This is a genomic window from Devosia sp. A449, assembly GCF_054489375.1.
Window position 1 is genome coordinate 131,656 of record NZ_JBTMWU010000001.1, and the last position, 23,260, is coordinate 154,915.

The 23,260-nt window shown below is 63.4% G+C and carries 29 protein-coding genes; 14 read left to right on the plus strand and 15 right to left on the minus strand.

The features are described 5' to 3' along the window. Positions 1–32: 32 nt before the first annotated feature. Complete coding sequence (locus ACX3OW_RS00645; RefSeq protein ID WP_459093801.1) at positions 33–341, minus strand: AzlD family protein; 309 nt, start codon at positions 339–341, stop codon at positions 33–35. Further along, positions 331–1,056: an AzlC family ABC transporter permease gene (locus ACX3OW_RS00650; protein ID WP_459093802.1), complete on the minus strand. Its 726-nt coding sequence runs from the start codon at positions 1,054–1,056 to the stop codon at positions 331–333. Before ACX3OW_RS00650 ends, ACX3OW_RS00645 begins: the two co-directional genes overlap by 11 nt. A 621-nt stretch (positions 1,057–1,677) precedes the next feature. Between ACX3OW_RS00650 and ACX3OW_RS00655 the strand changes: the two genes are divergently transcribed. After that, positions 1,678–3,036 (plus strand): MATE family efflux transporter, encoded by a 1,359-nt coding sequence (locus ACX3OW_RS00655; RefSeq protein WP_459093803.1) that lies wholly within the window; start codon positions 1,678–1,680, stop codon positions 3,034–3,036. On the opposite strand, the gene aac(3) is transcribed toward ACX3OW_RS00655, so the two are convergent. Together aac(3) and ACX3OW_RS00665 are read right to left on the minus strand one after the other, a co-directional pair. Further along, a complete protein-coding gene (gene aac(3), locus ACX3OW_RS00660) occupies positions 3,033–3,812 on the minus strand; it encodes an aminoglycoside 3-N-acetyltransferase (RefSeq protein ID WP_459093804.1) in 780 nt (259 codons plus the stop codon). The two genes, ACX3OW_RS00655 and aac(3), sit on opposite strands and share 4 nt — an antisense overlap. Before the next feature lie 7 nt (positions 3,813–3,819). Beyond that, the gene (locus ACX3OW_RS00665) at positions 3,820–4,236 is read right to left on the minus strand and encodes a winged helix-turn-helix transcriptional regulator (RefSeq protein WP_459093805.1); all 417 of its coding nucleotides are present in this window, start codon (positions 4,234–4,236) and stop codon (positions 3,820–3,822) included. 246 nt (positions 4,237–4,482) lie between these two features. Here ACX3OW_RS00665 and ACX3OW_RS00670 point away from each other — a divergent pair, with 246 nt between their 5' ends. Both ACX3OW_RS00670 and ACX3OW_RS00675 read left to right on the plus strand, forming a co-directional pair. After that, the gene (locus tag ACX3OW_RS00670; protein WP_459093806.1) at positions 4,483–5,628 is read left to right on the plus strand and encodes a D-alanyl-D-alanine carboxypeptidase family protein; all 1,146 of its coding nucleotides are present in this window, start codon (positions 4,483–4,485) and stop codon (positions 5,626–5,628) included. Positions 5,629–5,935: 307 nt separating this feature from the next. Then, positions 5,936–6,613 (plus strand): outer membrane protein, encoded by a 678-nt coding sequence (locus ACX3OW_RS00675; RefSeq protein WP_459093807.1) that lies wholly within the window; start codon positions 5,936–5,938, stop codon positions 6,611–6,613. A gap of 379 nt (positions 6,614–6,992) precedes the next feature. On the opposite strand, the gene ACX3OW_RS00680 is transcribed toward ACX3OW_RS00675, so the two are convergent. The 4 genes from ACX3OW_RS00680 to ACX3OW_RS00695 all read right to left on the minus strand — a co-directional run bounded on the left by ACX3OW_RS00680 (position 6,993) and on the right by ACX3OW_RS00695 (position 10,670). After that, a complete protein-coding gene (locus ACX3OW_RS00680) occupies positions 6,993–8,000 on the minus strand; it encodes an asparaginase (protein ID WP_459093808.1) in 1,008 nt (335 codons plus the stop codon). 143 nt (positions 8,001–8,143) lie between these two features. Continuing rightward, a complete protein-coding gene (locus ACX3OW_RS00685; RefSeq protein WP_459093809.1) occupies positions 8,144–8,953 on the minus strand; it encodes a MetQ/NlpA family ABC transporter substrate-binding protein in 810 nt (269 codons plus the stop codon). Between the two features lie 17 nt (positions 8,954–8,970). Then, positions 8,971–9,639, minus strand: coding sequence for a methionine ABC transporter permease (locus ACX3OW_RS00690; protein WP_459093810.1), 669 nt, complete (start codon positions 9,637–9,639; stop codon positions 8,971–8,973). Continuing rightward, positions 9,636–10,670, minus strand: coding sequence for a methionine ABC transporter ATP-binding protein (locus ACX3OW_RS00695; protein WP_459093811.1), 1,035 nt, complete (start codon positions 10,668–10,670; stop codon positions 9,636–9,638). Before ACX3OW_RS00695 ends, ACX3OW_RS00690 begins: the two co-directional genes overlap by 4 nt. Before the next feature lie 295 nt (positions 10,671–10,965). Here ACX3OW_RS00695 and ACX3OW_RS00700 point away from each other — a divergent pair, with 295 nt between their 5' ends. After that, positions 10,966–11,799, plus strand: coding sequence for a DUF72 domain-containing protein (locus ACX3OW_RS00700; protein ID WP_459093812.1), 834 nt, complete (start codon positions 10,966–10,968; stop codon positions 11,797–11,799). A 79-nt stretch (positions 11,800–11,878) separates the two neighbouring features. Continuing rightward, the gene (locus ACX3OW_RS00705; RefSeq protein WP_459093813.1) at positions 11,879–12,388 is read left to right on the plus strand and encodes a disulfide bond formation protein B; all 510 of its coding nucleotides are present in this window, start codon (positions 11,879–11,881) and stop codon (positions 12,386–12,388) included. On the opposite strand, the gene ACX3OW_RS00710 is transcribed toward ACX3OW_RS00705, so the two are convergent. The 5 genes from ACX3OW_RS00710 to ACX3OW_RS00730 form a co-directional block, all read right to left on the minus strand. Beyond that, positions 12,385–12,678, minus strand: coding sequence for a type II toxin-antitoxin system RelE/ParE family toxin (locus tag ACX3OW_RS00710; protein WP_459093814.1), 294 nt, complete (start codon positions 12,676–12,678; stop codon positions 12,385–12,387). The genes ACX3OW_RS00705 and ACX3OW_RS00710 overlap by 4 nt on opposite strands. Further along, positions 12,675–12,938 carry a type II toxin-antitoxin system ParD family antitoxin gene (locus ACX3OW_RS00715; protein WP_459093815.1) on the minus strand — a complete coding sequence of 88 codons (264 nt, stop codon included), beginning with the start codon at positions 12,936–12,938 and terminating at the stop codon, positions 12,675–12,677. The genes ACX3OW_RS00710 and ACX3OW_RS00715 overlap by 4 nt, the downstream gene beginning before the upstream one ends. 114 nt (positions 12,939–13,052) lie before the next feature. Then, complete coding sequence (locus ACX3OW_RS00720; RefSeq protein ID WP_459093816.1) at positions 13,053–13,610, minus strand: HNH endonuclease; 558 nt, start codon at positions 13,608–13,610, stop codon at positions 13,053–13,055. Between the two features lie 89 nt (positions 13,611–13,699). Next, positions 13,700–14,359 carry an alpha/beta hydrolase gene (locus ACX3OW_RS00725; protein ID WP_459093817.1) on the minus strand — a complete coding sequence of 220 codons (660 nt, stop codon included), beginning with the start codon at positions 14,357–14,359 and terminating at the stop codon, positions 13,700–13,702. Next, positions 14,356–15,045: a DNA-3-methyladenine glycosylase family protein gene (locus tag ACX3OW_RS00730; RefSeq protein ID WP_459093818.1), complete on the minus strand. Its 690-nt coding sequence runs from the start codon at positions 15,043–15,045 to the stop codon at positions 14,356–14,358. Before ACX3OW_RS00730 ends, ACX3OW_RS00725 begins: the two co-directional genes overlap by 4 nt. On the opposite strand from ACX3OW_RS00730, the gene gluQRS reads away from it, so the two are divergent. Further along, positions 15,030–15,887, plus strand: a complete 858-nt coding sequence (gene gluQRS / locus ACX3OW_RS00735; RefSeq protein ID WP_459093819.1) for a tRNA glutamyl-Q(34) synthetase GluQRS — start codon at positions 15,030–15,032, stop codon at positions 15,885–15,887. The two genes, ACX3OW_RS00730 and gluQRS, sit on opposite strands and share 16 nt — an antisense overlap. Here gluQRS and ACX3OW_RS00740 read toward each other — a convergent pair. Next, positions 15,884–16,255, minus strand: coding sequence for a DUF4260 domain-containing protein (locus ACX3OW_RS00740; RefSeq protein ID WP_459093820.1), 372 nt, complete (start codon positions 16,253–16,255; stop codon positions 15,884–15,886). The genes gluQRS and ACX3OW_RS00740 overlap by 4 nt on opposite strands. 218 nt (positions 16,256–16,473) lie before the next feature. Here ACX3OW_RS00740 and ACX3OW_RS00745 point away from each other — a divergent pair, with 218 nt between their 5' ends. The 5 genes from ACX3OW_RS00745 to ACX3OW_RS00765 all read left to right on the plus strand — a co-directional run bounded on the left by ACX3OW_RS00745 (position 16,474) and on the right by ACX3OW_RS00765 (position 18,574). Further along, a complete protein-coding gene (locus ACX3OW_RS00745; RefSeq protein ID WP_459093821.1) occupies positions 16,474–16,674 on the plus strand; it encodes a twin transmembrane helix small protein in 201 nt (66 codons plus the stop codon). 1 nt (position 16,675) lies between these two features. Then, positions 16,676–17,278 (plus strand): cob(I)yrinic acid a,c-diamide adenosyltransferase, encoded by a 603-nt coding sequence (locus ACX3OW_RS00750; protein ID WP_459093822.1) that lies wholly within the window; start codon positions 16,676–16,678, stop codon positions 17,276–17,278. 90 nt (positions 17,279–17,368) lie between these two features. Further along, on the plus strand, positions 17,369–18,070 hold the full coding sequence (locus tag ACX3OW_RS00755) for a rhomboid family intramembrane serine protease (RefSeq protein WP_459093823.1): 702 nt from the start codon (positions 17,369–17,371) through the stop codon (positions 18,068–18,070). 89 nt (positions 18,071–18,159) lie between these two features. Then, positions 18,160–18,342 carry a putative motility protein gene (locus ACX3OW_RS00760; RefSeq protein ID WP_459093824.1) on the plus strand — a complete coding sequence of 61 codons (183 nt, stop codon included), beginning with the start codon at positions 18,160–18,162 and terminating at the stop codon, positions 18,340–18,342. 10 nt (positions 18,343–18,352) lie between these two features. Next, on the plus strand, positions 18,353–18,574 hold the full coding sequence (locus ACX3OW_RS00765; RefSeq protein ID WP_459093825.1) for a hypothetical protein: 222 nt from the start codon (positions 18,353–18,355) through the stop codon (positions 18,572–18,574). A gap of 170 nt (positions 18,575–18,744) precedes the next feature. Here the strand turns inward: ACX3OW_RS00765 and ACX3OW_RS00770 are convergent, their stop codons facing one another. Then, positions 18,745–19,407, minus strand: a complete 663-nt coding sequence (locus ACX3OW_RS00770; RefSeq protein WP_459093826.1) for a TlpA family protein disulfide reductase — start codon at positions 19,405–19,407, stop codon at positions 18,745–18,747. Positions 19,408–19,429: 22 nt separating this feature from the next. On the opposite strand from ACX3OW_RS00770, the gene argH reads away from it, so the two are divergent. From argH to lysA, 3 genes are all read left to right on the plus strand, one after another. Then, positions 19,430–20,875, plus strand: coding sequence for an argininosuccinate lyase (argH, locus tag ACX3OW_RS00775; RefSeq protein ID WP_459093827.1), 1,446 nt, complete (start codon positions 19,430–19,432; stop codon positions 20,873–20,875). 205 nt (positions 20,876–21,080) lie between these two features. Beyond that, positions 21,081–21,800, plus strand: coding sequence for a gamma-glutamylcyclotransferase (locus ACX3OW_RS00780; protein ID WP_459093828.1), 720 nt, complete (start codon positions 21,081–21,083; stop codon positions 21,798–21,800). A 182-nt stretch (positions 21,801–21,982) separates the two neighbouring features. Next, a complete protein-coding gene (lysA, locus tag ACX3OW_RS00785; protein ID WP_459093829.1) occupies positions 21,983–23,242 on the plus strand; it encodes a diaminopimelate decarboxylase in 1,260 nt (419 codons plus the stop codon). Positions 23,243–23,260: the final 18 nt, after the last annotated feature.

Here is a 23,260-nt window from a genome sequence, read left to right on the forward strand (position 1 = left end):
AACCCAGGTCGGGTTGCGCTGCAACAGGCTGATTACGCTAGCAGCCACAGTCGTACGAGATAAACCGCGAGGACGCCGGCCGCCATCGACGCCAGCAGATTGCGGGTGATGACATAGGTCCCGGCGGTGATGGCAGCGGCGATGACTTCGGCGGCGCTGCCGGTGACCAGAGCCGGGGCCACCAGCGAGGCCAGCACCGCGCCGGGAATATGCTTGAGCCAGGACGCGGCAAAGCCGTCGCGCTGCAGGCGATTGGCCAGCAGCAAGCCCCCGGCCTTGACCATGAAAGTCACCAGCGCCATGCCGGCGATGGCGAGCAGGGCTTCGGTGCTAGTGAGCATGGCGCAGCCTTTCGGCGATGGCCCCGGCCAGACTGCCGACCACGCCACCAATCAGAATATACCAGCTGCCCTCGATCAGCTTGGCCGAGATAATGGCCGCCAGCGCCGCCACGATCCACGGCACCAGATCGCCCTTGCCCTTCCACATGCCGAGCAGCAGCACGAGGAAGGTGGCGGTGAAGGCAAAATCGAGGCCATAGCGACTGGGATCGTCAATCGCCGAGCCCAGCGTATGGCCGATGACGGTGGTGGCCATCCAGCAGCAATAGGCCAGCACGCCGCCGCCCAGCAAAAACCCGACCGAGCCGCGCCCCTTGGCCATTTCGGCCACGGTCATCGCCCAGGTTTCGTCCGAGACAATGCCCATGATCAGCGCGCCCTTGACCTGTTCATGCGGACCAAACAAGGGCCGCAGCGTCGCCGTCAGCAGCAGATAGCGCAGATTGACGATCAGCGCAGCGATGATCAGCGGGCCGATCGGCAGGCTGGACGGCGTCGCGCTCCACAGATCGAGCGCCACGAATTGCGCCGAGCCGGCAAACACCAGCCCGCTCATCAGGATCACTTCCAGCAGGCTCAACCCGGTGCCGCGCGCCAACACGCCCCAGACAATGCCATAGGCGGCCACCGAGATGACGACGGGAATACAGGCGCGGGCGCCGGCATAGAACTGGTCGGAAAAGCGGACAGCGGGGGCGGCGGTGATCGTGGACATGGTTGATGCTTAGCCGCAGCGCGCCGCGAACGCATCAGCTTTTCGCGCCTGGGGCGATGACACTTGGTGATGGGAGCGATTGGTGGCGGTGATAAGGGTGGATTGGGCTTGTCCACTCATCGGTGTGTGTGGCCCCACCCCACCCTCATTCCCTCCCCATCGAAGGGGAGGGAGGCGCTGGCTGAGGTGTCTGTGTTCATCGTCTCCCTCCCCCTTGTGGGGAGGGATCAAGGGTGGGGGATGGGAGCCACGATATCGGGGCGCTCCGTCACCCCCTCCTAGCCTCCCCCTTCAAGGGGGAGGTACCGCGCAGTGGTCGTGACGGGATCGTGCCACGCGAGTGGAGAGACACCTCCCCCTAGATGGGGGAGGCTGGGAGGGGGTGGGGCCCCAGCCTCCGCGCCCCCGCCCACACGCCCGCAAAACGCGTTGACGCCCACCACCCTCAAGCGTAGAAACTGCGCCGTGTCATTGCCACGCCTCCAGCGCCCGTCCAGCCTGCACTCCGCCATGAGGGTGTAAATCGGTCCCTGCAGCGACCTGAAATTTTCTCAGCGTTGCGCTGTTCCCGGGGCCCCTGTCGGGGCGCTCTTTTTTGTCGAGGTTCTTCGGAGTGTTCAAATGAACCCCCAATCCAAGCCGCTCTGGCAGCGGTTCGTCGTGTTTCTCATACCGCTGATGGCCTCCAATATTCTGCAGGCGCTCTCGGGTACGGTCAATTCCATCTATATCGGGCAGATGATCGGCGTTGAGGCCCTGGCCGCCACCGCCACCTTCTTCCCCATCATGTTTTTCCTGATGAGCTTCGTCATTGGCCTGTCGGCCGGCTCGACCGTGCTGATCGGTCAGGCCTGGGGCGCGCGCAATGTCGACAAGGTCAAGCAGGTGGCCGGCACCACGCTGTTCGCCACCCTGGTGCTCGGCGCGCTGGTTGCGGTGGGCGGCGGGCTGTTCACCGAACAGATCATGACCGTGCTCGGCGCCCCGGAAAACATCCGCGAAATGTCGGTGGGCTATGCGCGCATCGTGCTGATCGGCATGCCGGGCTTTTTCATGTTCCTCGTGGTCACCTCGGTGCTGCGCGGCGTCGGCGACACCATCACCCCGCTCTTCTCGCTGATCATGTCGATGGTGGTCAGCCTGCTGGTCACCCCGGCACTGATCCTGGGCTGGTTCGGCCTGCCGCAGCTGGGCGTCAATGCTGCGGCCTGGGCGATGATCTCCGGCTTCCTCACCGTGCTGGTCTTCCTGTTCTTCTATATGCGGATCCGCAATATGCCGCTGGCGCCCGATGCGGTGCTGCTGCGCGCCATGCTGCATCCCGACTTCAAGCTGCTCGGGCTGATCCTCAAGCTGGGCGTCCCGACCGGCATGCAGATGGTGATTTCGTCCATCGCCGGCATCGTCGTGATCGGGCTGGTCAACCGCTTTGGCTCGGACGCCACTGCCGCCTATGGCGCGCTGGGGCAGGTGATGAGCTATGTGCAGTTCCCCGCCATGTCGATCGGCATCGCCGCCTCGATCTTTGCCGCCCAGGCCATCGGTGCGGGCCAGACCCAGCAATTGGGCACCATCGCCAAGACTGCCGTGCTGCTCAATCTGATCATCACCGGCGGGCTGATCGTGCTGGCCTATCTGTTCAGCCAGCATGTGGTGGCGCTGTTCATCACCGATCCCGAAGTGATCGAGCTGACCGAAACCCTGCTGCATGTGGTGCTGTGGAGCATTCTCTGCTTCGGCTGGAGCGTGGTGTTCTCGGGCATGATGCGCGCCAGCGGCACGGTCTATGCGCCGATGCTGCTGTCGCTGTCCTGTATCCTGTTCATCGAACTGCCCGGCGCGATCTGGCTCAGCCAGACCAGCCTCGGCCTCACCGGCATCTGGATCGCCTATGCCGCCAGCTTCACCATGATGCTGGTGCTACAGGCGAGCTGGTATCAGTTCGTGTGGAAGCGCAAAAAGATCGTCGCGCTGATCTAGGCTCTGAAGCGGCGCTCCAGCCAGTCGATCGCGAAAGCGACGATGGCCGGGGCGTCGACCAACACCGACGGGGCGTGGCCGATCTGGCCGCGCCTGCCCTGCCCGCTGGCCAAAAACGCGTCCACCACATCGGCGAAATAATCGTCGGCCAGGCCATCGACCACCGGATCGCTGGTGTCGAATTCCTCGAAATGCCGCCACACACTGCGGCCATTGATCAGCATCGGCGCCTCGTAGCGCCGCACACGCTTGTTCGGCAGATTAGCCAGATGCTCGGCGTGATGCAGCAGCGTCATGGTGTCGAGCGGCGCGCCAACCAGCAGGGTCTTGCCATTGGCGGCGACCAGCTTGCCGAAGGGCGAGTGCGGGCCATAGCCATAATCCAGCGCATGATCGGCGACGAACCAGTCGGCCCGCCCACCCAGGGCGGCGCAGGACGCACCGGGATTGCCGCTGCGTCTGGCGCCCGGTGTGGTGCGCAGTAATTCGGGGAAAGCGCCATTGTCGCGCGTGGCGCGGGAGCGCTCCGGATCGAAGGGCGGCACCTGCGGGCGCAGGGCATGATCGGGATAGTCGCGATCATCATAGGCCCAGTCGCAATAGGCCAGAATGGTGCCGTCGGGCCCGACCGCGTCGCCCAGCGCCGCGATCAGGGCATCCGGCCCGCCCAGTATCGGCCCGACCGACCGCAGCCCGGCATGGGTCAGCACCGCATCGCCGGGTCGCAGACCCAGTGCGGTGAGCTGTTGCGCCAGCGCCGACCGCGTCCAGACCATGGCTCACTCAGCCATTGACATAGGCGACCTTGCGCGGCTCGGCAGCAGCCACCGCATCGGCGCGGGCGTCATAGATGGAACGGGCTTCGATGATGGCGGTGTGATGCTCGGCCGACCAATCCCACAATTTGCTGATCGGACCATCCAGCGTCTTGCCCATTTCGGTCAGGCCATATTCGACGCGCGGCGGCACCTCGGGATAGATGGTGCGGGTGACCAGCCCATCGCGCTCGAGATTGCGCAAGGTCAGCGTCAGCATGCGCTGGCTGACGCCATTGATCATGCGCTTGAGCTCATTGAAGCGCAGCGTGCCGTTGCGCCCGAGCATGCCCACCACCAGCACGCTCCACTTGTCGCCGATGCGATTGAGCACGTCAGACATCGCGGTGCAGTTGGCGGATTTGGACGTGTCGTGCAGTGACATGGAATATAGCTTTCATTTCGCGTAACTCAGGCACTAATATAGACACAGTTCCTTATTGTGCCTAGGGGGCAAAAAATTACAGGCAAATTGCGAGAAAACCGCAAGAAAACCACAAGCATGCTGCCAGCCGATGCTGGCTTCAAAAGCCGGCTTCAAAACCCCGTCAGCAGCCATCCCCTTCCATTGAGGTGACGGCGCCGCGCTGCTAAGAAGGGGCGCCTTTCCCCCACCCTGGAGCCGTGTCCGTTGCTGTTTGCCCGCCGTCTTGTCCTTGTCGTCCTGCTGGCCCTGCTGAGTCTGGCGCCGGCCCGCGCCAATCCGATGCTGCTGGTCGATATGGACAATTTCGACGTGCTCTATGCCCAGGAGGCTGGCCAGCCCTGGCACCCGGCGTCGCTCACCAAGATGATGACGGCCTATGTCGCCTTCGAGCAGATCGCTCTGGGCAAGGTCACGCTCGACACCCCGGTGGTCGTCTCCAAAAAGGCCTTCAACCAGGCGCCGTCCAAATCCGGCCTGCCGGTGGGCAGTGCAGTGAGCTTGCAGGACGCGCTGTATTTGATGCTGGTCAAATCGGCCAATGACATCGCCACCGCCATCGCCGAAACCGTGGGCGGCGACGAGGCCAGCTTTGTCGGCATGATGAACGAAGCCTCCTCGCGCATGGGGCTGACCGCCACCCATTACGCCAATGCCAATGGCCTGCACGACCCGGCCCAGGTGACCTCGGCCCGCGACATGGCGATCCTGTCGCTCTATATCCGCCAGAGCTTTCCGCAATATCTGCCGATTTTCGGCACCAGCACCGTGATGCTCAACGGCAAGGCGCTGAAGTCGGAAAACAAGCTGCTGGAAAGCTTTGCTGGCACAACCGGCATGAAAACCGGCTTCGTCTGCGCCTCCGGCCTCAACATCGTCACCACTGTCGAACGCAATGGCCGCCGCCTGCTCGCCGTGGTGCTGGGCGGCGCCTCGGGCCGCGACCGCAATGAGCGGACCGCCGAATTGCTGCTCAAGGGCCTGTCGGGCGGCGCCACGCCGACCGGACAGAACGTGCTGGGCCTCGCCAACAATCCCGGCGCCGCGCCGGTCGACATGCGCCCGCTGATCTGCGGCAAGGAAGCCGCCGCCTATACCGCCGCCCAGGAAGCCGCCTTCCCCATGGGGCTCAAGGGCCAGCCGAGCTTTCTCAGTGACACGGTGATCGCCAGCTCTTATGTCGCCACCGATCTGGGCCGCATCGCCGTCGGCATCAACCTGCCGCGCCCGCGCCCGGTGCATCTGCCGCTGTTCAGCGCCCCGACCACCGAAGCCTCCCTCGGCGGCGACCTGCGCCCCGGCCTGCCCAGCACCGACTCCGCCCCCTTCCCCCGACCACGCCCGAGTTTCTAGGTTTTTGGCCCCTCGCTTCGTCTAAACGCGGTGTCATCCCGGCCTTGAGCCGGGACCCATCCTGAGATGGGTTCACCGGCCTGATCTCGAGATGGGCCCCGGCTCAAGGCCGGGGCGACACCGTGGCGTGGCAATATCAAAAACCGCCGCTTTCGGCCCGATTCCGCCCCTCCACACCCATCCCGCGCAAATGTGATCACCTGCCATGCTCTCCTGCATGGCGTTAACCCTGTTCCTTACCCGACTATTAATTTGTTCAGTCGCATTTTGCGCAGGACAATTTCCCTTCCCTTCTACGAGGACATCCATGAAGCGCCTTGGCATCATGCTTTCCGCGATCCTGCTGCTTTCCACCGCTGCCCAGGCTGCCGATCTCGGCTGGAACAGCGGCGCGAGCCCGATCTATTCGCCCACCCCGGCCTCCGGCTGGTCGGGCTTTTACGCTGGCGTCAATGCCAGCTACGGCTGGGGCACCCTGGACCGGCAGCCTGCTGCTGGCGGCGCGACGGTCTCCAACAATAGCGGCGGCGGCGCGCTGGGCGCACAGGTCGGCTACAATCTGGATATGGGCGGCTTCGTGCTCGGCACCGAAGCAGATCTGCAGTGGGCCAGCATCGGCCACACCCAGGATCTGGGCGCCGGCGACACGCTCAAGGCGGGCATCGACGTGTTCGGCACCATCCGTGGCCGCGCCGGCATGAGCTTTGGTCAGGTGATGCCCTATGTCACCGGCGGCTTTGCCGCGGGCCGTGGCAGCGTCAGCCTCGACAATGGTGTTACCACCTCGCAGACCGCCACCCATATGGGCTGGACCGTGGGCGCGGGCCTCGAAGCCCAGGCCACCTCCAACATCTCCATCAAGGCCGAATATCTCTATGTCGACCTGGGCACCCAGACCTACAACAACCTGCCCGCTCCGTTCGGCAACACCAACGCTACGCAGCGCTTCGGCGTCGTCCGCGCCGGCCTGAACTACAAGTTCTAGCCGCAGCCATCCTGTGTGGGCGTTTATTGGGAAGGGACTGGTTTCGGCCAGTCCCCTTTTTATTTGAGCCAAACCGCCCCTAACCAGTTTGCCGTGTCGGCGATGCAAGAATTGATCGCGGCGTTCATGCGATACCCTCGCTCGGCCGCGGGCGTTGAGCCCGCGCGCGGGATTGTGGGCACCCTGCTCGATCAGCTTCAGATCGGCCCGAACTGGCCGTTTCGATGGCGATCTTGAGAAAATCGGCAAGCATCGAACGCTCCATCACTTGAGATGGAACGGAGCTACGCCTTAGCGGCGTAACGGCTCTAGATCGAAAGCGGCGCTAACCCGTAACGCGGGCGTAAAGCCCCTCCGGGTTGGAGCACCGGATCAGCGATCAATCGATTTGGGCGGCCGGCCCGGCAAAGATCTGCTTCACGTCGCCGGCACAATCGGCTCTGAGCAGCAGCGTCAACAGAACCCGCGCTTTGAGCCCGTCGAGCTGGCCGGCCAGCACGACGCCGCGCCGTTGCAGGTCAATCTCACCCCCGACAAAGCCGTAGGTGCTGCGCAATACTTCGCCATTGCCGGCCCGGCTGGCCAGCACGACCGGGATCGCGGTCGCGGCTCGCTCCAGCGCCGCTGCAGCATTGGGTGAGGCGTGCCCGCCACCAACCCCTTCGATGACCAGGCCAGCAAAACCCGCCTCGACCGCCGCATGGATCAGTTCCCCCTGATCATCCAGCGACAGGCGGAGCAAGGCTACCCGCTGGCTGCCGGTTACCTTGTGGCGTGGTAACCGCCATGCGCGCAGGGGTCGGGTATGGAAATGGACGCGCCCCTCGCTCACCCCACCGATGACACCCCCACCCAGCGAGACAAACGCCGATGGGCTGGTGCTGTGTCGTTTGGCGACAAACTGGGCGGCATGTATCTCGTCATTCAGGACGACAACGACGCCCATCTGCCGGGCCTCGCTGCTGGCGGCGACACGGATTGCCGCGAGTAGATTGGCCGGGCCGTCCGCCCCCGACAATGATGGATTGCGCATCGCTCCGGTGACCACGACCGCGATGTCGGGGACAACGAGCAGGTCCAGGGCAAAGGCAGTTTCCTCGATAGTGTCGGTGCCTTGGGTGATGACCACCCCTTGGGTACCCGCAGCAGCAAGGTCGTTGATGTGCGCGGCCAACTGCACGATGTCATCGAAGGACAGGTGAGCGCCGGGCAACATCCGGAAGCTTTCGGCGCGCAGGCCCGTGAACGCCGCCAACTCGGGCACCGCCCCGAGCAGTTGATCGGCGGTCAGGGTCGGTGTGACGCCCGGCTGCGCGCCGGGAGCCATGGCAATGGTGCCGCCCAGTCCGATAACAACGACCGGCGTGGCGACAGTCTCTGCAGTCACAATGGCACCCCTTCAAACTCGGCTTCGGCAAAATGCCCGCATTCGGGGCCGGGGCGCAAGCGGCCGTTCAGGCCGGGGAGAGTCTTGAACTGGCCCATTGCGGATATTGCATCCGCAATGGGCCTTCCGACTATCGCAAGGGCTTAGTCGGCGACGGGAACCACGGCACCCTTGTATTTTTCCAGAATGAACTGGCGGATCGGCTCGGACTTCAGCACTTCGACAAGGCGAATGATTTCCGGCCGGGTTTCATCGCCGGCCCGCACGGTGATGATGTTGGCATAGGGGTTGTTTTCGGCACTTTCGACGGCGATTGGATCATTCACCGGGTCAAGGCCGGCATCGAGGGCGTAGTTGGCGTTGATCACCACGGCGTCGGCTTCATCATTGAGATGGACCTGCGCCAGCAATGCGGCTTCCACATCGGTCTTGAAGGTCAAATTCTTCGGATTGCCGACGATATCGTGCACGCGGGCGGAATAGACATCGAGGCCTTCGGGCAGGGTGACGATGCCTTCACGCACGAAGATCGCCAGAATGCGGCCTTCTTCAGCGACCGAGTCGCGCAGGATGACTTCGCCATTGTCCGGCAGGTCCTGCAGACTATCCCAGCGCTGCGAATAAAGGCCGATCGGCTCGACATGGATGCCGCCGGCATTGACGAAATCATAGTCCGGATTGTCCGCCAGAACTTCGTTCAGATAGGGCACGTGCTGGAAATAATTGGCGTCGATTTCACCCGAATCCAGCGCCGTGTTGGGCAGGATATAGTCCTGGAACGGGATGATTTCGAGTTCGATGCCTTCTGCGGCCAGGATGGGCGCGGCCTGTTCGAGGATTTCGGCGTGCGGCACATAGGATGCGCCAACCACCAGCTTGGTCTGGGCCAGAGCGGGGGTTGCCAGCACAGTTGCAGCGAGCAACGCTGCGGTGATGAGAGAGGTCTTTGCCATCATTGGCTCCTTTGGTTTTATCGTTTGTCGAGATTGCGGGTCGCCATGTCGCCAGCGAATTGAATGGCGAAGACGATGACGAGAACCATTCCGGTGGCGGCCAGCGTGACGTCGCCATTATTGCGCTGGAAACCTTCGAGATAGGCCAGATGGCCCAGCCCCCCGGCCCCGATGACCCCGGCCATGGCGGTGAAGCCAACCAGCGAGATCAGGGACACGGTGAGGCCCGAAGCCAGCGCGGGGCCTGCCTCTGGAATGAGAACTTTGAAGATGATGGTGAAAACACCGCCACCCATGGAGCGCGTCGCTTCGATCACGCCCTTGGAGACCTCGCGAAAGGCAATCTCCACCAGCCGTGCATAGAACGGCGCTGCCCCCACGATCAGCGCCGGCAAGGCGGCGTTGACGCCCAGCATACGCCCGACCAGGAACCGGGTTACCGGGATCAGCAGCACGATCAGGATGATGAAGGGGATCGAGCGGAAAAGGTTGGTAACCAGCGACAGCGCGCCATAGGCCGAGCGATTGGCCAGCAGCTGCCCAGGACTGGTCAGAAACAACACCGTGCCGATCAGCAGCCCGAGAATAAAGGTCGCGCTGCCAGCCATGCCCGTCATGTAGAGCGTGTCGATCGTGGCCTTCCAGAACTGGTCGAGCCGGAGATTGGGAAACAGCAATTCGATCATGGCGCGGTCTCCTCGCCAATGATTTCGGCGACGATGTCGCGCTCCGCCAGATAGGCCAGCAATGCCTGCAGCGCCGCGCCCTCGGCCGGCACCTCGACATAGAGTTCACCGATAGCGGCATCGCGCGTTCGGCTCACCCGACCATGCACGATGTTGATGGGGAGGTCGAAATGCCGGATCGCGTCGGCCAGCACGGGCTGGCGGGCCCGGGGCCCGACATAGACCAGCTTGATCAGGGCACCGTCCACGAGGCCAGGGACCGTTGGGTCGAAGGTATCGGCGCTGGAAATCTGCCGCACGAAACGCTTGGTCACCTCGGCCTGGGGCTGGGCGAAAACGGCCTTGGCCGGACCGGTCTCCACCACTTTCCCGGCTTCCATCACCGCCACCTGGTCGCAGATGCGCCGAATGACATGCATCTCATGGGTAATCAGCACGATGGTCAGACCCAGCCGGCGATTGATGTCGGACAACAGGTCCAGAATGGCGTCCGTGGTCTCCGGATCGAGCGCAGAGGTGGCCTCATCGCAGAGCAACACATCGGGATGGTTGGCCAAGGCCCGGGCGATACCGACGCGCTGCTTCTGGCCACCGCTCAATTGCGCCGGGTAGGCGTCTTCGCGGCCTTCGAGCCCCACCAGACGCACCAGTTCGGCCACCCTGGCCTTGGTTGTCGCCCGGTCAACCCGGGCAATCTCGAGGGCGAAGGCAATGTTCTGCGCCACGGTGCGCGACCAGAGCAGGTTGAAATGCTGGAAGATCATGCCGATCTTCAGCCGTGCCTTGCGCAAAGCCGGCCCTTCGGCATGCGACAGATCGAGACCATCGACATGGACCGTGCCGCTATCGACCCGCTCCAGCCCGTTCAGCAGGCGGATCAGCGTGCTCTTGCCCGCGCCGCTATGGCCGATCACCCCGAAGATCTGGCCCCGCTCGACGGACAGGTCCACCTGATCGACCGCCGTGATGCGCGCGTCTCCCTGCCCAAAGGATTTAGTGGCCTTGTTCAACGAGATCAGTGCGGCGGTCAAAAAACTTTCCTGTCAAAGCGAAAACGAACACAGCTTATAGCCCGGCTCATTCACGATATGAACGGTCGTGATTAAATCTCTTTCCCTCTCCGGCCGCGCGCGGCGCAATGGTTTCGCGCGGGGTGCGGCATGGGGAGCAATCGGGTCCCGTGGCATCTGGGCGTCCATGTCTCGACCCTGTTTTTAAGCGAGACGGGCGGGACAGGCTCGGCTAGAAAATATTCGGCCGCTCTGTGGCCATGTCGGATCGGCGTGGCCGTTAGCTGTTTGGCGCTGGGCGGCGGAGGACAAGAGCGTGAGCAAGCAAGGCGAAGTGCGCACTGGAACGGCCGGCTGGGTGTTCGAACCCTGGCGCGGCAGCTTTTATCCCGAAGGCCTCGTGCAGAAAAAAGAGCTGGCCTATGCCAGCTCCCGCCTCGGCAGCATCGAGATCAACGCCACCTTCCGTGCCAACCAGAAGCCGGAGAGTTTTGCCAAATGGGCCGGCGAAGCCCGCGACGGCTTTGTCTTCGCCATCAAGGGCCCGCAACTGGTCACCCATATCAAGCGGCTGAAAAACTGCGAGATCGAACTGGCCAATTTTTTCGCCTCGGGTCCGCTGGCCCTCGGCCCCAAGCTGGGTCCGTTCATCTGGCAGCTGCCGCCCAATGTCAGCTATGACCGCGATGTGCTGAGCGGCTTCCTGGCGCTGCTGCCCAAAACCGGCGCCGACTATGTCGCGCTGGCGGGCAAGGCCGATGCACGGCTCAAATCCCCGCCCTTCCTCGATACCGGCAACGTCGGCCCGATCCGTCACGCCATCGAGCTGCGCAATGCCAGCTTTGACGCGCCCGAGGTCAATGCGCTGCTGGCCGAACATAATGTTGCGCGCGTCATCGCCGACACGCCGGACAATCCATCGCGCGACCTGACCGCCGATTTCGCCTATTGCCGGTTGCAGGGACCGGCGCATGGCCATGGCGGCGGCTACCAGCCCACCGACATTGCCGACTGGGCCAAAACCGTCACCGCCTGGGCTGGATCGGGCAAGGACGTGTTTGCCTATTTCGTGCATGAGGACAAATTGCACGCCCCGGCCAATGCCATCGCCCTGCGTCAGGCGGCTGGAATCAGCCTGCCCGGCGATTGATCACAAGCCTGTTTCCGGCTGGAATTTGCCACAGCGGCACGCTATCCAGCCTTCACTCCAGCGTCACTCGAGAACCCAAATGGCCCAATCGTTCCTCCGCCCGCTCGACAAGCTTTCGGCAGGCGCCGCCTTCGTTCTCGGCCTCGTGACCATCCTGCTGGCGCTCGCCTCGCAGGTGTTCGGCGGCCTCGTGCCCTGCGAACTCTGCCTCGAACAGCGCCTCGCCTATTATTATGGCCTGCCGCTGCTGTTGCTGGTGCTGCTCACCTGGAACCGGCTGCCGCTGCCGGTCTGGTATGTCGCCATGGCCATCGTCACCGCCATTTTCGTCTGGAGCACCTATATGGGGGCGTTCCACGCTGGCGTCGAATGGGGCTTCTGGCCCGGCCCGACCGCCTGCACTGGCGTCGGCGAAAGCATGGATTTCAACGCGCTGAGCAACCTGACCCCGGTCATCGGCTGCGACGTGGTGCAGTTCCGCTTCCTCGGCATTTCCATGGCCGGCTACAACGCACTGGTGTCATTGGTGATTGTGGTTTTGCTGGGCGTATCGATTGCCGCCCAGCTGCGCGGGCAGAAGCGGGGCTAGACGTCCAGAGCGGCGTCGATGTCGACAGCTGCCGATAGGACGCGGATCACCGAGATGACGTCGTCGCGCACCACATAGATGACCGCGTAGCGCCCGTGTACCCGCCGACGATACCCGCGATCGGCGAAATTAGGCAAAACGGCAAAACCGAACGGGGTTTCGGTCAGCTCAATGCAGGCGGTCTGCAACTCCTGCACAAAGGTGATGGCCCGTTTTGGACTGTCCTCGGCGATATAGTCGCCTATGCCGCGCAAATCCATTCTGGCTCGAGGAGCGAACCGCAGCCTCATGCCGATTTCTTTTCGGCCATCTCACCGTAGCGGGCCATGAGTTCAGCAAAAACGTCATCGGCCGGGATGCCGAGCCCCGCATCAATCTCGTCCAGCCCCACTTGCAGCTTGGCTTCCAACTCCTTGAACCGCGCCTCGCGCTCTTGCACCAGGCGGACGCCTTCGCGCAGCACTTCGCTTTTGGAATTGTAGCGGCCGTTCTCAACCAGATCGGTCACGACTTTTTCGAGCGTTTCGCCCAGTTCAGCGCTGATGGCCATGCCTGTTCTCCGTGCCTGAGTGAAAACCAATAATAGTTATTGGCTAAACACCTTGCAAGAGAGCACGGGCTCCGTAGCTCTACTGATCCTCAAGCTCGCCCCACCCAGCCAGCCCTACGGCTCCAGCTCGATGTCCCAGTACAAATAATCCAGCCAGCTCTTGTGCAAATGGTTGGGCGGGAAAGCCCGGCCATTATTGTGCAGGTCATATACCGTGGGTTGATACGGCGTCTGGTGCGGGAACATGCGGATTTCGCTCGGCATCCGATTGGCTTTTTTCAGATTGCACGGCGCGCAGGCGGCAACGACATTTTCCCAGGTGGTCTGGCCGCCCTTGGAGCGGGGGATGACGTGATCGAAGGTCAGATCGTCCTTGCAGCCGCAATATTGGCACAGGAAGCGATCGCGCAGGAACACGTTGAAGCGGGTAAAGGCCGGGTTCCGCGCCGGCTTGATATAATCCTTGAGCGCCACCACGCTGGGCAATTGCATGGCAAAGCTGGGCGAGCGGATCACCGTGTCATATTGCGACACGATATTCACCCGATCGAGGCACACCGCCTTGATGGCGTCCTGCCAGGACCATAGGGACAATGGATAGTAGCTGAGCGGCCGGAAGTCGGCGTTCAGCACCAGAGCGGGACAGGCCTCAGGCGACACGTGGATGGTCACTTGAGTCTCCCGGAACGGGAATCGAGTAAGTCCATAGCGCTTTATACTAAGCGCTTTGTGTCAGCCCTGTGAAGCGGGAAGCATTCGCTTTATTTTGTGATCAGGCGCTCGATGAAACGGGTGGCAAACGCCATGCCGTCCGGGGCAATGCCGTGCCCGACGCCCGGGCTCACGTGATAGTGCACCTCATAGCCGGCTTGGCGCAGCGCCAGATCGGCCTCGGCGCTATGGATCGGATCGACCACGCTGTCGTTGTCACCATGCACCAGGCACACCGGGCTCTTGGCCACACCATCACTGCCAAAGCCCTCCGGCGGCAGCAGCGCCCCGGAAAAGCCGATGATGCCCATCAGCGGGCGATCCAATGACAGCCCAACATGCAGCGCCATCATCGCGCCCTGGCTGAAACCCGCCAGCAGCGTGTTTTCCGGGGTAATGTCGGTCTGGCTCCACAGATCGTCGAGAAATTCGCGCAGCACCGGGGCTGCCTGAACCACGCCCAATTGCCGCTTGGCCAGCCGGTCGCCGTCAAAGCTGATATCGAACCACTGATAGCCCGAGGCCAGTTGCCCGCATTGTTCGGGCCCATTGGGCGAGATGAACACCGCATCGGGCAAGGCGTCCTGCCACAGCGGCGCCAGCCCGATCAGATCATTGCCGTCGCTGCCATAGCCATGCAGCAGAATCACCGCCTGCTTGGGCAGGCCACCGGAAGCGGGGGGCACCATCGGGCCGGAGAGTTTGGTCATAAAAGAATTCCTTCCCGGTCGCGCATCACCGCGAAATACCGCCAGAACAACAGGGCCGCTGCCGAACGATGGGGCGTCCAGCCAGCGGCGATGGCGATCATTTCCTTGATGGTTGGCCGCGCGTCAAGGCCAAGCCCATGCTGCACCGCCTTGAGCAGCGCCAGATCGCCGGATGGAAACACATCGCAATGGCCGGCGCAGAACATCAGATAGACCTCCGCCGTCCATGGCCCGATGCCCTTATGCGCCACCAGAGACCGCACCGCATCATCCCCCGGCAGCGTCTCCAGCGCGTCGAAATCCAGCGTCCCATCCACCACCGCCTCGGCGATCACCCGCACGGTGCGAAACTTGCCTCCGGAAAAGCCGGTGGCGCGCACCGACTCCTCGCTCAGCGCCAGATAGGTTGCCGGATCGAGCGCCCCGGGCAGCAGCTCAAACCGGCTCCAGATCGCCGACGCACTGGCCACCGACACCTGTTGGCCGCAGATCACCTTGGCCATGCCGACAAAGCCCCGGCGATTGATCCGCGGCGGCACCACCCCGGCAAAATCGCGCACCGGGCCCAGCCGCGGATCGAGCCCCACCAGCGCCTCGATATGGGCGGCAATGGCGTCGACACTATCGAGGCGCGGTGACGGCGGCAGCAGGCCTATGGTAGAACCGTCCTGTGTCGCCGAATCCATCCAGTCCCGTCCTTCGTTTTGCCCCCAGCCCCAATGGGAGGCTGCATCTCGGCCATGCCTATTCGGCGCTCTATACCTGGCGCGCCGCCGCCCAGCTGGGTGGCACGGCCCTGCTGCGCATCGAAGACATTGATACCGAGCGCAGTAAACCCGAATTCACCGCCACAATCATCGACGATCTGCATTGGCTGGGGCTCGACTGGCCCGAACCGGTGCTGCGCCAGTCCGACCGGCTCGACGCCTATGCCGAGGCCGGCAACCGTTTGCGCGAGCAAAACCTGCTCTATCCCTGCTTCTGCGCCCGCAGCGAGATCGCCGCCCATGCCGATGGCAGCGACCCCGATGGCGCCCCGCTCTATCCCGGCACCTGCCGCCATCTCGACCGCGGCGAGCAGATCGAGCGGCTGGAACGCGGCGATCCGGTGCAGTTCCGCCTCGATACCGCCAAGGCCATGGACCGTGTCGGCATGCTCAGCTTTACCGTGGTCGGCCCGCTGCTCACCGACCGGCCGCAAATCCGCTATGCCAAGCCCGAACGCTGGGGCGATGTGGTGCTGCAGCGCAAGGGCATCCCCACCAGCTATCACCTCAGCGTCGTGGTCGACGACGCGGCGCAGAATATCACCCATGTGACGCGCGGCCGCGACATGGAGGCGGCCACCGATATCCACACGCTGCTGCAAATGCTGCTCGGCCTGCCGGCGCCGGTCTATAATTTTCATCGCCTGATTCTGGATGATTCCGGCAAAAAGCTGGCCAAATCCAAGGGCGCCGAAAGCCTCGCGGCCTTGCGCGCCCAAGGCTGGACGCAAGAGGATGTGCGGCGCGCGGTCGGGTTTTAGGCTCCCTTGCCGATCCGCCCCAGATGGGTCAGCGAAAATCCCTCCAGCGCTTTGAGGCCATAGCCCAGCATCCGGTCAAAGCCGGCATGGGCCAGGAACAGCGCGCCACAGGCTGCAAGCGCCGGCACGGCAAACACCGATCCTGCCGCCAGCAGCACCAGGCCAAAGCCATAGATATGCACGATATTGTAGCCCACTGCGCCCACCCTTGGGCCGAACGCATAGGCCAAAAAACTCAGGTCAGGCGCAAAGAACACCGGGATCGCCAGCCACCACGCCCAGCCACTATCCAGCTGCCAGAACAGGACCAAAGCGCCCACCAGCACCAGCGCGCCCTCAAACCGCTGCCAGATCACGAACCAGCTCATCGCACGCCACCTTCCATTGCTTTCCGTGTCCCTCGCCATGGCAACGGACATTAGGCACCCCCATCTACTCGGACAAGCCGATCCATTTGTGACAACCGGCCGCGCTGATCACCGGCAGGGAATTGTTCACCTCGTCCCGGATTCGTGCGATCTATGATGCGCTGGCCGCAGGTCTTGCCGCCTCCATCACTGACCAGCGCTCCAATCGGTAGGATGTCATGCAACTCGCTCTCAATATCGCCATCGCCCTCGCCTTGCTCTTCGTTGTCGTCGTGCTGGGCATGGGTCTGTGGAACATGACCAAGGGCGGGCCGGGCAGTACCAGCCAGAAGCTGATGCGCCTGCGCGTCGCCGGTCAGGCCGTGGTGCTGCTGCTGCTGATGGCCGCCTTGTTCTTCTTCGGCGCCGGGCGCGGCTAGCATGGTCAAGCTCAACCGCATCTACACCCGCACTGGCGACGACGGCACCACCGGGCTGGTGCGCGGCCCCCGCCGCCCCAAATTCGATTTGCGCGTCGACGCCTATGGCACGGTGGAAGAGGCCAACGCCACTATTGGCGCGGCGCGTATCCATACCGGCTCCATGCCCAAAATCGATATGCTGCTGGGCCGGATCCAGAATGATCTGTTCGATGTCGGCTCCGATCTGGCAACGCCGGGTGCCGACAGCCCCGACGCCGATTTCCCCTCATTGCGCATCCGCGCCGTGCAGACCGCTTTCCTCGAGCAGCAGATCGACCATTTCAATGCCGATCTGGCGCCGCTGAAAAGCTTCATCCTGCCCGCCGGCACGCCGCTGTCGGCGGCCCTGCACATCGCCCGCACCGTCACCCGCCGCGCCGAGCGCATCACCGTCGAACTGGCCGCTGCCGAGCCCGACACCAGCCCCGAGGCCGTGCGCTATCTCAACCGCCTGTCGGATCTGCTCTTCGTGCTGGCCCGCGTCGCCAATAATAATGGCGCCAAGGATGTGCTGTGGGTCCCCGGCAACCATGGCGATGTCAAAAAGGGCGGTCGCGACTAGGCCCCCGATCTCCGCGCGGGTCTGGAACCGACCGGAGTTTCAAGACATTAGTGCAGCCGGGCGATGTCGCCAGGGTAAGGGCCAAAAGCAATGTTTCTGCCGCTGCATGACACCAATCCCATGCGCCATATCGGTTTCCCCTATGTCACCTATGGGCTGATCGGCCTCACCATCATCTGTTTCATGCTGCAGGCGGTGCTACCGCCGGCGGCCTTCGATCAGGCCACCATCGATTTCGGCATGATCCCCATCGTGGTGCGCGATCTCTATCCCCAACCGGTGCCGTGGCTGCCCGATTGGGCGACGCTGGTGACCTATGCGTTCCTGCATGCTGATTGGCTGCATCTGCTCAGCAACATGCTGTTTCTGTGGGTGTTCGGCGACAATATCGAGGACGCGCTGGGCCATTTCAAATTCGCCCTGTTTTACCTCGCCTGCGCCGTGCTCGCCGCGCTGGCGCATCTGGCGTTCAACCTCAACGACAATGGCCCGCTGATCGGCGCTTCGGGCGCCGTGGCCGGGGTGATGGGCGCCTATATCCTGCTTTACCCGCATGCCCGCGTCTTCGTGCTGGCCCGCATCGTCATCCCGATTCCGCTGCCGGTCCCCGCCTTCTGGATGCTCGGCTTCTGGGTGGCGACGCAGTTGTTTTACGTGCTGATCGGCTCGGAAGAACCTGTCGCCTGGTGGGCGCATCTGGGCGGCTTCCTCGCCGGCATCGTGCTGGCCGCCCTGCTCAAGCGGCGCGACGTGCCGCTGTTCGGCGGTCGCTGGGCGCCGGCTGCGCGCTAATTCAAACTAAATTAACACCGTCGCCGAAGACTTTGTTTACGCCGCCCTCCTAGGCTCCCGCCTGGACCAGTCAGCACAGGAGGTCTGCGATGAATACCGACCTCTCGACCCAGATGATGGCGATGAATTCGGTCAAGCTGCAAACCAGCGTGCAGATTGCCGTGTTCAAAAAAGCCCATGAGATGCAGACCGACCTGCTCGAAACCCTGATGCAGTCGGCGCTTTCGACCCCACCGCCCGGTCAGGGCGCCAAGGTCGACAAGCTGGCCTAGGGAGAAGGTGATGAGCAATGCTCTCGGTATCAGCCCATCGGTGATGATCAACCGCATGGTGGATCGCGCCGGCACCCCGCTGGCCGCCCAATTGGCCAAAGTCGCCGAATTGCGCATGGAACTGATGCTGGCCGTCGACGACGACCAGCAACAAGCCGCCAGCGCCAGCCCCACCGGCGAAGCCCCGGCCGTAGCGCTCAGTTCAGGCGCGGTGGTGGACCGGCTTATCTGATTTTCTTCTTCCCTTCTCCCCTTGAGGGAGAAGGTGCCCGAAGGGCGGATGAGGGGTTGCTTCCCCAAGCATTGAAGCATGGGCCTGCGCAGCACCCCTCACCCTGCTTTTCCGCTGAACGCGGCAAAGCTGTCCCTCTCCCTCAAGGGGAGAGGGGAAGAAAGGTAGAACTAGCTCTTGAGCGCCAACAGCGCCTCAACCACCGCTTCGCCATCGGCGCTATGCCACTCCGCCGGGCCCTGCAGCACGGCCAGCTCGCAGCCATTTTCATCCAGCACTAGCGTCGCCGGCAGGCCCACGGCCACGGCCTGCTGCTTCAGCCGCTCGAAGGCGGCAAACGTGTTGTCGGCATAAAGCGGCAGATTGGCGAACGCGCCGTCATCAAGGAACGACTGCGCCTTGGCCACCCCGCCCTCGCCAATATCGAGATTGATCGGCAGCACCATGAAGGCGTCCGAATTATATTTCGTCGCCAGCGCGTCGAGCGCCGGCATTTCCTCGCGACACGGCACGCACCAGCTGGCCCAGAAATTGACCAGCAGCGCCTTGCCCTTGAAATCAGCAATGGTCATGGCCTTGCCGTCGGCGTCCTTGAACGCCAGCGTGGCATAGCCGCGCCCTTCGCCGGTGCCATTCAGCGCCGCCAGCTCGCCCTTGGCCGCAGCGTCGATCGCCTGCGCCGCCGCGTCCTGCACCGGACATTCCTTTGCCTGTCCAGCATTGCCGAGCCACAGCCACGCCGCTATAGCTAGCGCCAATCCCGTCACCCCCAGGATGACCCACAGCCGGACCCGGCTGGTCGCTCCGGGGCGAGGCGCGTGCATATCGGTCATAAAGCAATCTCCGAGGTATTCGATGAGCAACAAGATGTGGGGCGGGCGGTTTGCCACCGGCCCGGACGCCATCATGGAAGAAATCAACGCCTCGATCGGATTCGACCAGCGTTTATTCCGCCAGGATATTGCCGGATCGATCGCCCATGCCACAATGCTCGCCGAGACGGGCATTCTGACGCAGGAGGATCGCGACAGCATCGTCGCAGGTCTAACCGAGGTGCTGGCTGAAATCGAGGGTGGCAGCTTCACGTTCTCGCGGGCGCTGGAAGACATTCACATGAATGTCGAAAGCCGCTTGCGTGAAAAGATCGGCGATGCCGCCGGCCGGCTGCACACCGCCCGTTCGCGCAACGATCAGGTCGCGACCGATTTCAAGCTCTATGTCCGCGACACCATCGACACGCTGGTGATCCAGATTCACACCCTGCAGCTGGCGCTGGTTACCCGCGCCGAGCAGGAAGCCACCACCATCATGCCCGGCTTCACCCATCTGCAAAGCGCCCAGCCGGTGACCTTTGGCCACCATTTGCTGGCCTATGTCGAAATGCTCGGCCGCGACGCCGGCCGCCTGCTCGATGCCAGGAAGCGCCTCAACGAGAGCCCGCTCGGCTCGGCGGCGCTGGCCGGCACGCCCTATCCCATCGACCGGCAGATGACCGCGAACGCGCTCGGCTTTGACCGCCCGACCGCCAATTCGCTCGACGCCGTCTCCGACCGTGATTTCATCCTCGAAACCCTGGCCGCCGCCTCGATCTGCGCCATGCATCTGTCGCGCTTCGCCGAGGAAATGGTGATCTGGAGTTCGGCTCAGTTCGGCTTCATCAAGCTCAGCGACAAATTCACCACCGGCTCTTCCATTATGCCGCAGAAGCGCAATCCGGACGCTGCCGAGCTGGTGCGCGCCAAGATCGGCCGCATTCTGGGCGCGCTGACCAGCCTGATCGTGGTGATGAAGGGCCTGCCCTTGGCCTATTCCAAGGACATGCAGGAAGACAAGGAAGTCGCCTTCGATGCGCTCGACGCGCTGTCGCTGTCGCTGGCCGCCATGACCGGCATGGTCGGCGATCTCACCGCCAACCGCGAACGCATGCGCGTCTCGGCCGCCGCCGGCTTCTCCACCGCCACCGATATCGCCGACTGGCTGGTGCGCGAGCTGAACATCCCGTTCCGCGACGCCCATCACATCACCGGCCAGATCGTTGCGCTGGCCGAACAGAAAAACACCGGCTTGGAAGGCCTCACCATCGAGGACTTCAAGACCATTGATGAGCGCATCGACAGCCGCATCCACAAGGTGCTCACCGTCGAAGCCTCGGTCGCCGCCCGCAAATCCTATGGCGGCACCGCCCCATCCAACGTGCTGATCCAGGCCGCCCGCTGGAAAACCGAGCTGACCGGCCAGCCCCACGACCCCCTGCCGCTGCCCAAGTCGCGTGGCAGTCATGGCGATGGTGGGGTTGAATAATTTCTCAACTGCCCCGATGCTCCCCTGCGGGACCTGTCGCGATTTTGCCCCACCCACGATGTCACCCCGGCCTGAGCCGGGGCCCATCTCCCGATCCCGCCGGCGCCCCCATCTCAGGATGGGTCCCGGCTCAAGGCCGGGATGACGCCGCATTGGTGACTGGCATTTGGCAACAGACTCCCTGCCGAAAAATAAGGAGAATTTGGTGGCCAAAAAACCCCGACAGATGCGCCTCACCGAGCGTCATGTCGGCTATCTCCAGCCCCAAATCCTGTCCGACGTGCTGCCCCCGCCGCCGCCCGGCCTGCGCGAGGCCGGCCCGGACGATCACCGCAACACCATTGCCAGCCTGTTCGGCCCCGATCCCGGCGCCGACGAAGTCTGGATTTTCGCCTATGGCTCGCTGATCTGGAAACCGGCCTGCGACTTCGTCGAAATGCGCACCGGGCTGGTGCGCGGCTGGCACCGCTCATTTTGCCTCGGCTGGAACAACCGCTTTCGCGGCAGCGATGAGAATCCCGGCCTGATGCTGGCGCTGGATCGCGGCGGCGCCTGCAAGGGCGTACTGTATCGCCTGCCGCCCGACCGGGTCGAACACTGCCTGACCCAGCTATTCGAGCGCGAAATGGGTTGGCGGCCCTCGCCCTTCCCGCCCCGCTTCGTCAATGTCGCCACCGACGAGCGCAGCATCCGCGCCCTCACCTTCTGCATCGACCGCAATTCGGGTCGCTATGTCTCGGGTCTCAGCATCGACGCCATCGCCGACATGCTGGCCACCGCCGTCGGCTCGCGCGGCTCGATGGCCGAATATCTGTTCGCCACGGTCAAGCACCTTGAGGATATCGGCATTCACGATCCCCATCTCTGGCGCCTGCAAGCCATGGTCGCCGACCGCATCGAAGCCACCTATGAGGCCGCGCGCTAAGTCGGGCTTTTGTTTTTCACGGCGTCAGTTTAGATCACCGGGCCCTCCCTTCTCCCCTCGTGGGAGAAGGTGGCTCGCGTAGCGAGACGGATGAGGGGGCAACGCGGGTTGAGCAAACCCCTCACCCGCCCTTCGGGCACCCTCTCCCACAAGGGGAGAGGGGGAAGACAGGAAGATTGGCCTTGGTCCACCATTTTCAACACCGCGACGACACGCTGTTTGCCGAGGACGTCAATCTCAACGAGCTCGCCGCCAAGGTTGGCACGCCGTTTTACGTCTATTCCAGCGCCGCCCTCCGCAGCCAGGTGCGCGCGGTACAGGCCGCCTTTGACGGCATCCCCACCCTGCTCGCCTATGCGATGAAGGCCAATTCCAATCAGGCCGTGCTCAAGCTGATGGCCAGCGAGGGCGCCGGCGCCGATGTGGTGTCGCTCGGCGAATTGGAACGCGCTTTGGCCGCCGGCATCAAGCCGGCAAAGATCGTGTTTTCCGGCGTCGCCAAGACCGTCGCCGAAATGCGCCGCGGCCTCGAAGTCGGCATCAAATGCTTCAACCTCGAAAGCGAGCCCGAACTCGAACGCCTGTCGATGATCGCCCAGGATATGGGCCTGACCGCCAAGGTCTCGGTCCGCATCAATCCTGACGTCGATGCCCGCACCCACGCCAAGATTTCCACCGGCAAGGCCGAGAATAAATTCGGCATCGCCTATGCCCGCGCCCGCGAAGTCTATGCCCGCATCGCCGAGCTGCCCAATGTCGAAGCCGTGGGCGTCGACATGCATATCGGCAGCCAGATCACCGAACTCGCCCCCTTCGCCGAGGCCTTCACCCTGCTCGCCGACCTGGTCAAGGCGCTCCAGGCCGACGGCCACGCCATCGCGCATATCGATGTCGGTGGCGGCCTCGGCATTGTCTATAACGCCGAGGAAGACGCGCCGCCCCTACCGGCCGCCTATGCCGACGTGGTGCGCGACAAAATCGGCCAGCTCGGCTGCACCCTGGTGATCGAACCCGGCCGGCTGCTGGTCGGCAATGCCGGCATCCTCGTCACCAAGGTCGAATATGTGAAGGAAGGCGGCACCAATTTCGTCATCGTCGACGCGGCGATGAATGATCTGCTGCGCCCGACGCTGTATGAGGCCTATCACGACGTCCAGCCGGTCAATCACTCCAACCTCGCCCCGATCACCGCCGACATCGTCGGCCCGGTCTGCGAGACGGGTGACTATCTCGCCAAGGGCCGCACCATGCCCGGCGTCAAGGAAGGCGATCTCCTGGCGGTGATGAGCGCCGGCGCCTATGGCGCGGTGATGGCCTCGACCTATAATTCGCGCCCGCTGATCCCCGAAGTACTGGTCGACGGCACCCGCCACCACGTCATCCGCCCGCGCAAATCGCTGGAAGAATTGCTGGCCCTCGATAGCGTGCCGGACTGGCTGTAGGCGACACTCCGCACATAC

Excerpts from the sequence above, each read along its gene's own strand:
- ACX3OW_RS00645 (WP_459093801.1), bottom strand. The coding sequence starts at position 341 with ATGCTCACTAGCACCGAAGCCCTGCTCGCCATCGCCGGCATGGCGCTG.
- ACX3OW_RS00650 (WP_459093802.1), bottom strand. The coding sequence starts at position 1,056 with ATGTCCACGATCACCGCCGCCCCCGCTGTCCGCTTTTCCGACCAGTTC.
- ACX3OW_RS00655 (WP_459093803.1), top strand. The coding sequence starts at position 1,678 with ATGAACCCCCAATCCAAGCCGCTCTGGCAGCGGTTCGTCGTGTTTCTC.
- ACX3OW_RS00665 (WP_459093805.1), bottom strand. The coding sequence starts at position 4,236 with ATGTCACTGCACGACACGTCCAAATCCGCCAACTGCACCGCGATGTCT.
- ACX3OW_RS00675 (WP_459093807.1), top strand. The coding sequence starts at position 5,936 with ATGAAGCGCCTTGGCATCATGCTTTCCGCGATCCTGCTGCTTTCCACC.
- ACX3OW_RS00685 (WP_459093809.1), bottom strand. The coding sequence starts at position 8,953 with ATGGCAAAGACCTCTCTCATCACCGCAGCGTTGCTCGCTGCAACTGTG.
- ACX3OW_RS00690 (WP_459093810.1), bottom strand. The coding sequence starts at position 9,639 with ATGATCGAATTGCTGTTTCCCAATCTCCGGCTCGACCAGTTCTGGAAG.
- ACX3OW_RS00705 (WP_459093813.1), top strand. The coding sequence starts at position 11,879 with ATGGCCCAATCGTTCCTCCGCCCGCTCGACAAGCTTTCGGCAGGCGCC.
- ACX3OW_RS00710 (WP_459093814.1), bottom strand. The coding sequence starts at position 12,678 with ATGAGGCTGCGGTTCGCTCCTCGAGCCAGAATGGATTTGCGCGGCATA.
- ACX3OW_RS00715 (WP_459093815.1), bottom strand. The coding sequence starts at position 12,938 with ATGGCCATCAGCGCTGAACTGGGCGAAACGCTCGAAAAAGTCGTGACC.
- ACX3OW_RS00725 (WP_459093817.1), bottom strand. The coding sequence starts at position 14,359 with ATGACCAAACTCTCCGGCCCGATGGTGCCCCCCGCTTCCGGTGGCCTG.
- ACX3OW_RS00730 (WP_459093818.1), bottom strand. The coding sequence starts at position 15,045 with ATGGATTCGGCGACACAGGACGGTTCTACCATAGGCCTGCTGCCGCCG.
- ACX3OW_RS00740 (WP_459093820.1), bottom strand. The coding sequence starts at position 16,255 with ATGAGCTGGTTCGTGATCTGGCAGCGGTTTGAGGGCGCGCTGGTGCTG.
- ACX3OW_RS00745 (WP_459093821.1), top strand. The coding sequence starts at position 16,474 with ATGCAACTCGCTCTCAATATCGCCATCGCCCTCGCCTTGCTCTTCGTT.
- ACX3OW_RS00750 (WP_459093822.1), top strand. The coding sequence starts at position 16,676 with ATGGTCAAGCTCAACCGCATCTACACCCGCACTGGCGACGACGGCACC.
- ACX3OW_RS00755 (WP_459093823.1), top strand. The coding sequence starts at position 17,369 with ATGTTTCTGCCGCTGCATGACACCAATCCCATGCGCCATATCGGTTTC.
- ACX3OW_RS00760 (WP_459093824.1), top strand. The coding sequence starts at position 18,160 with ATGAATACCGACCTCTCGACCCAGATGATGGCGATGAATTCGGTCAAG.
- ACX3OW_RS00765 (WP_459093825.1), top strand. The coding sequence starts at position 18,353 with ATGAGCAATGCTCTCGGTATCAGCCCATCGGTGATGATCAACCGCATG.
- ACX3OW_RS00770 (WP_459093826.1), bottom strand. The coding sequence starts at position 19,407 with ATGACCGATATGCACGCGCCTCGCCCCGGAGCGACCAGCCGGGTCCGG.
- argH (WP_459093827.1), top strand. The coding sequence starts at position 19,430 with ATGAGCAACAAGATGTGGGGCGGGCGGTTTGCCACCGGCCCGGACGCC.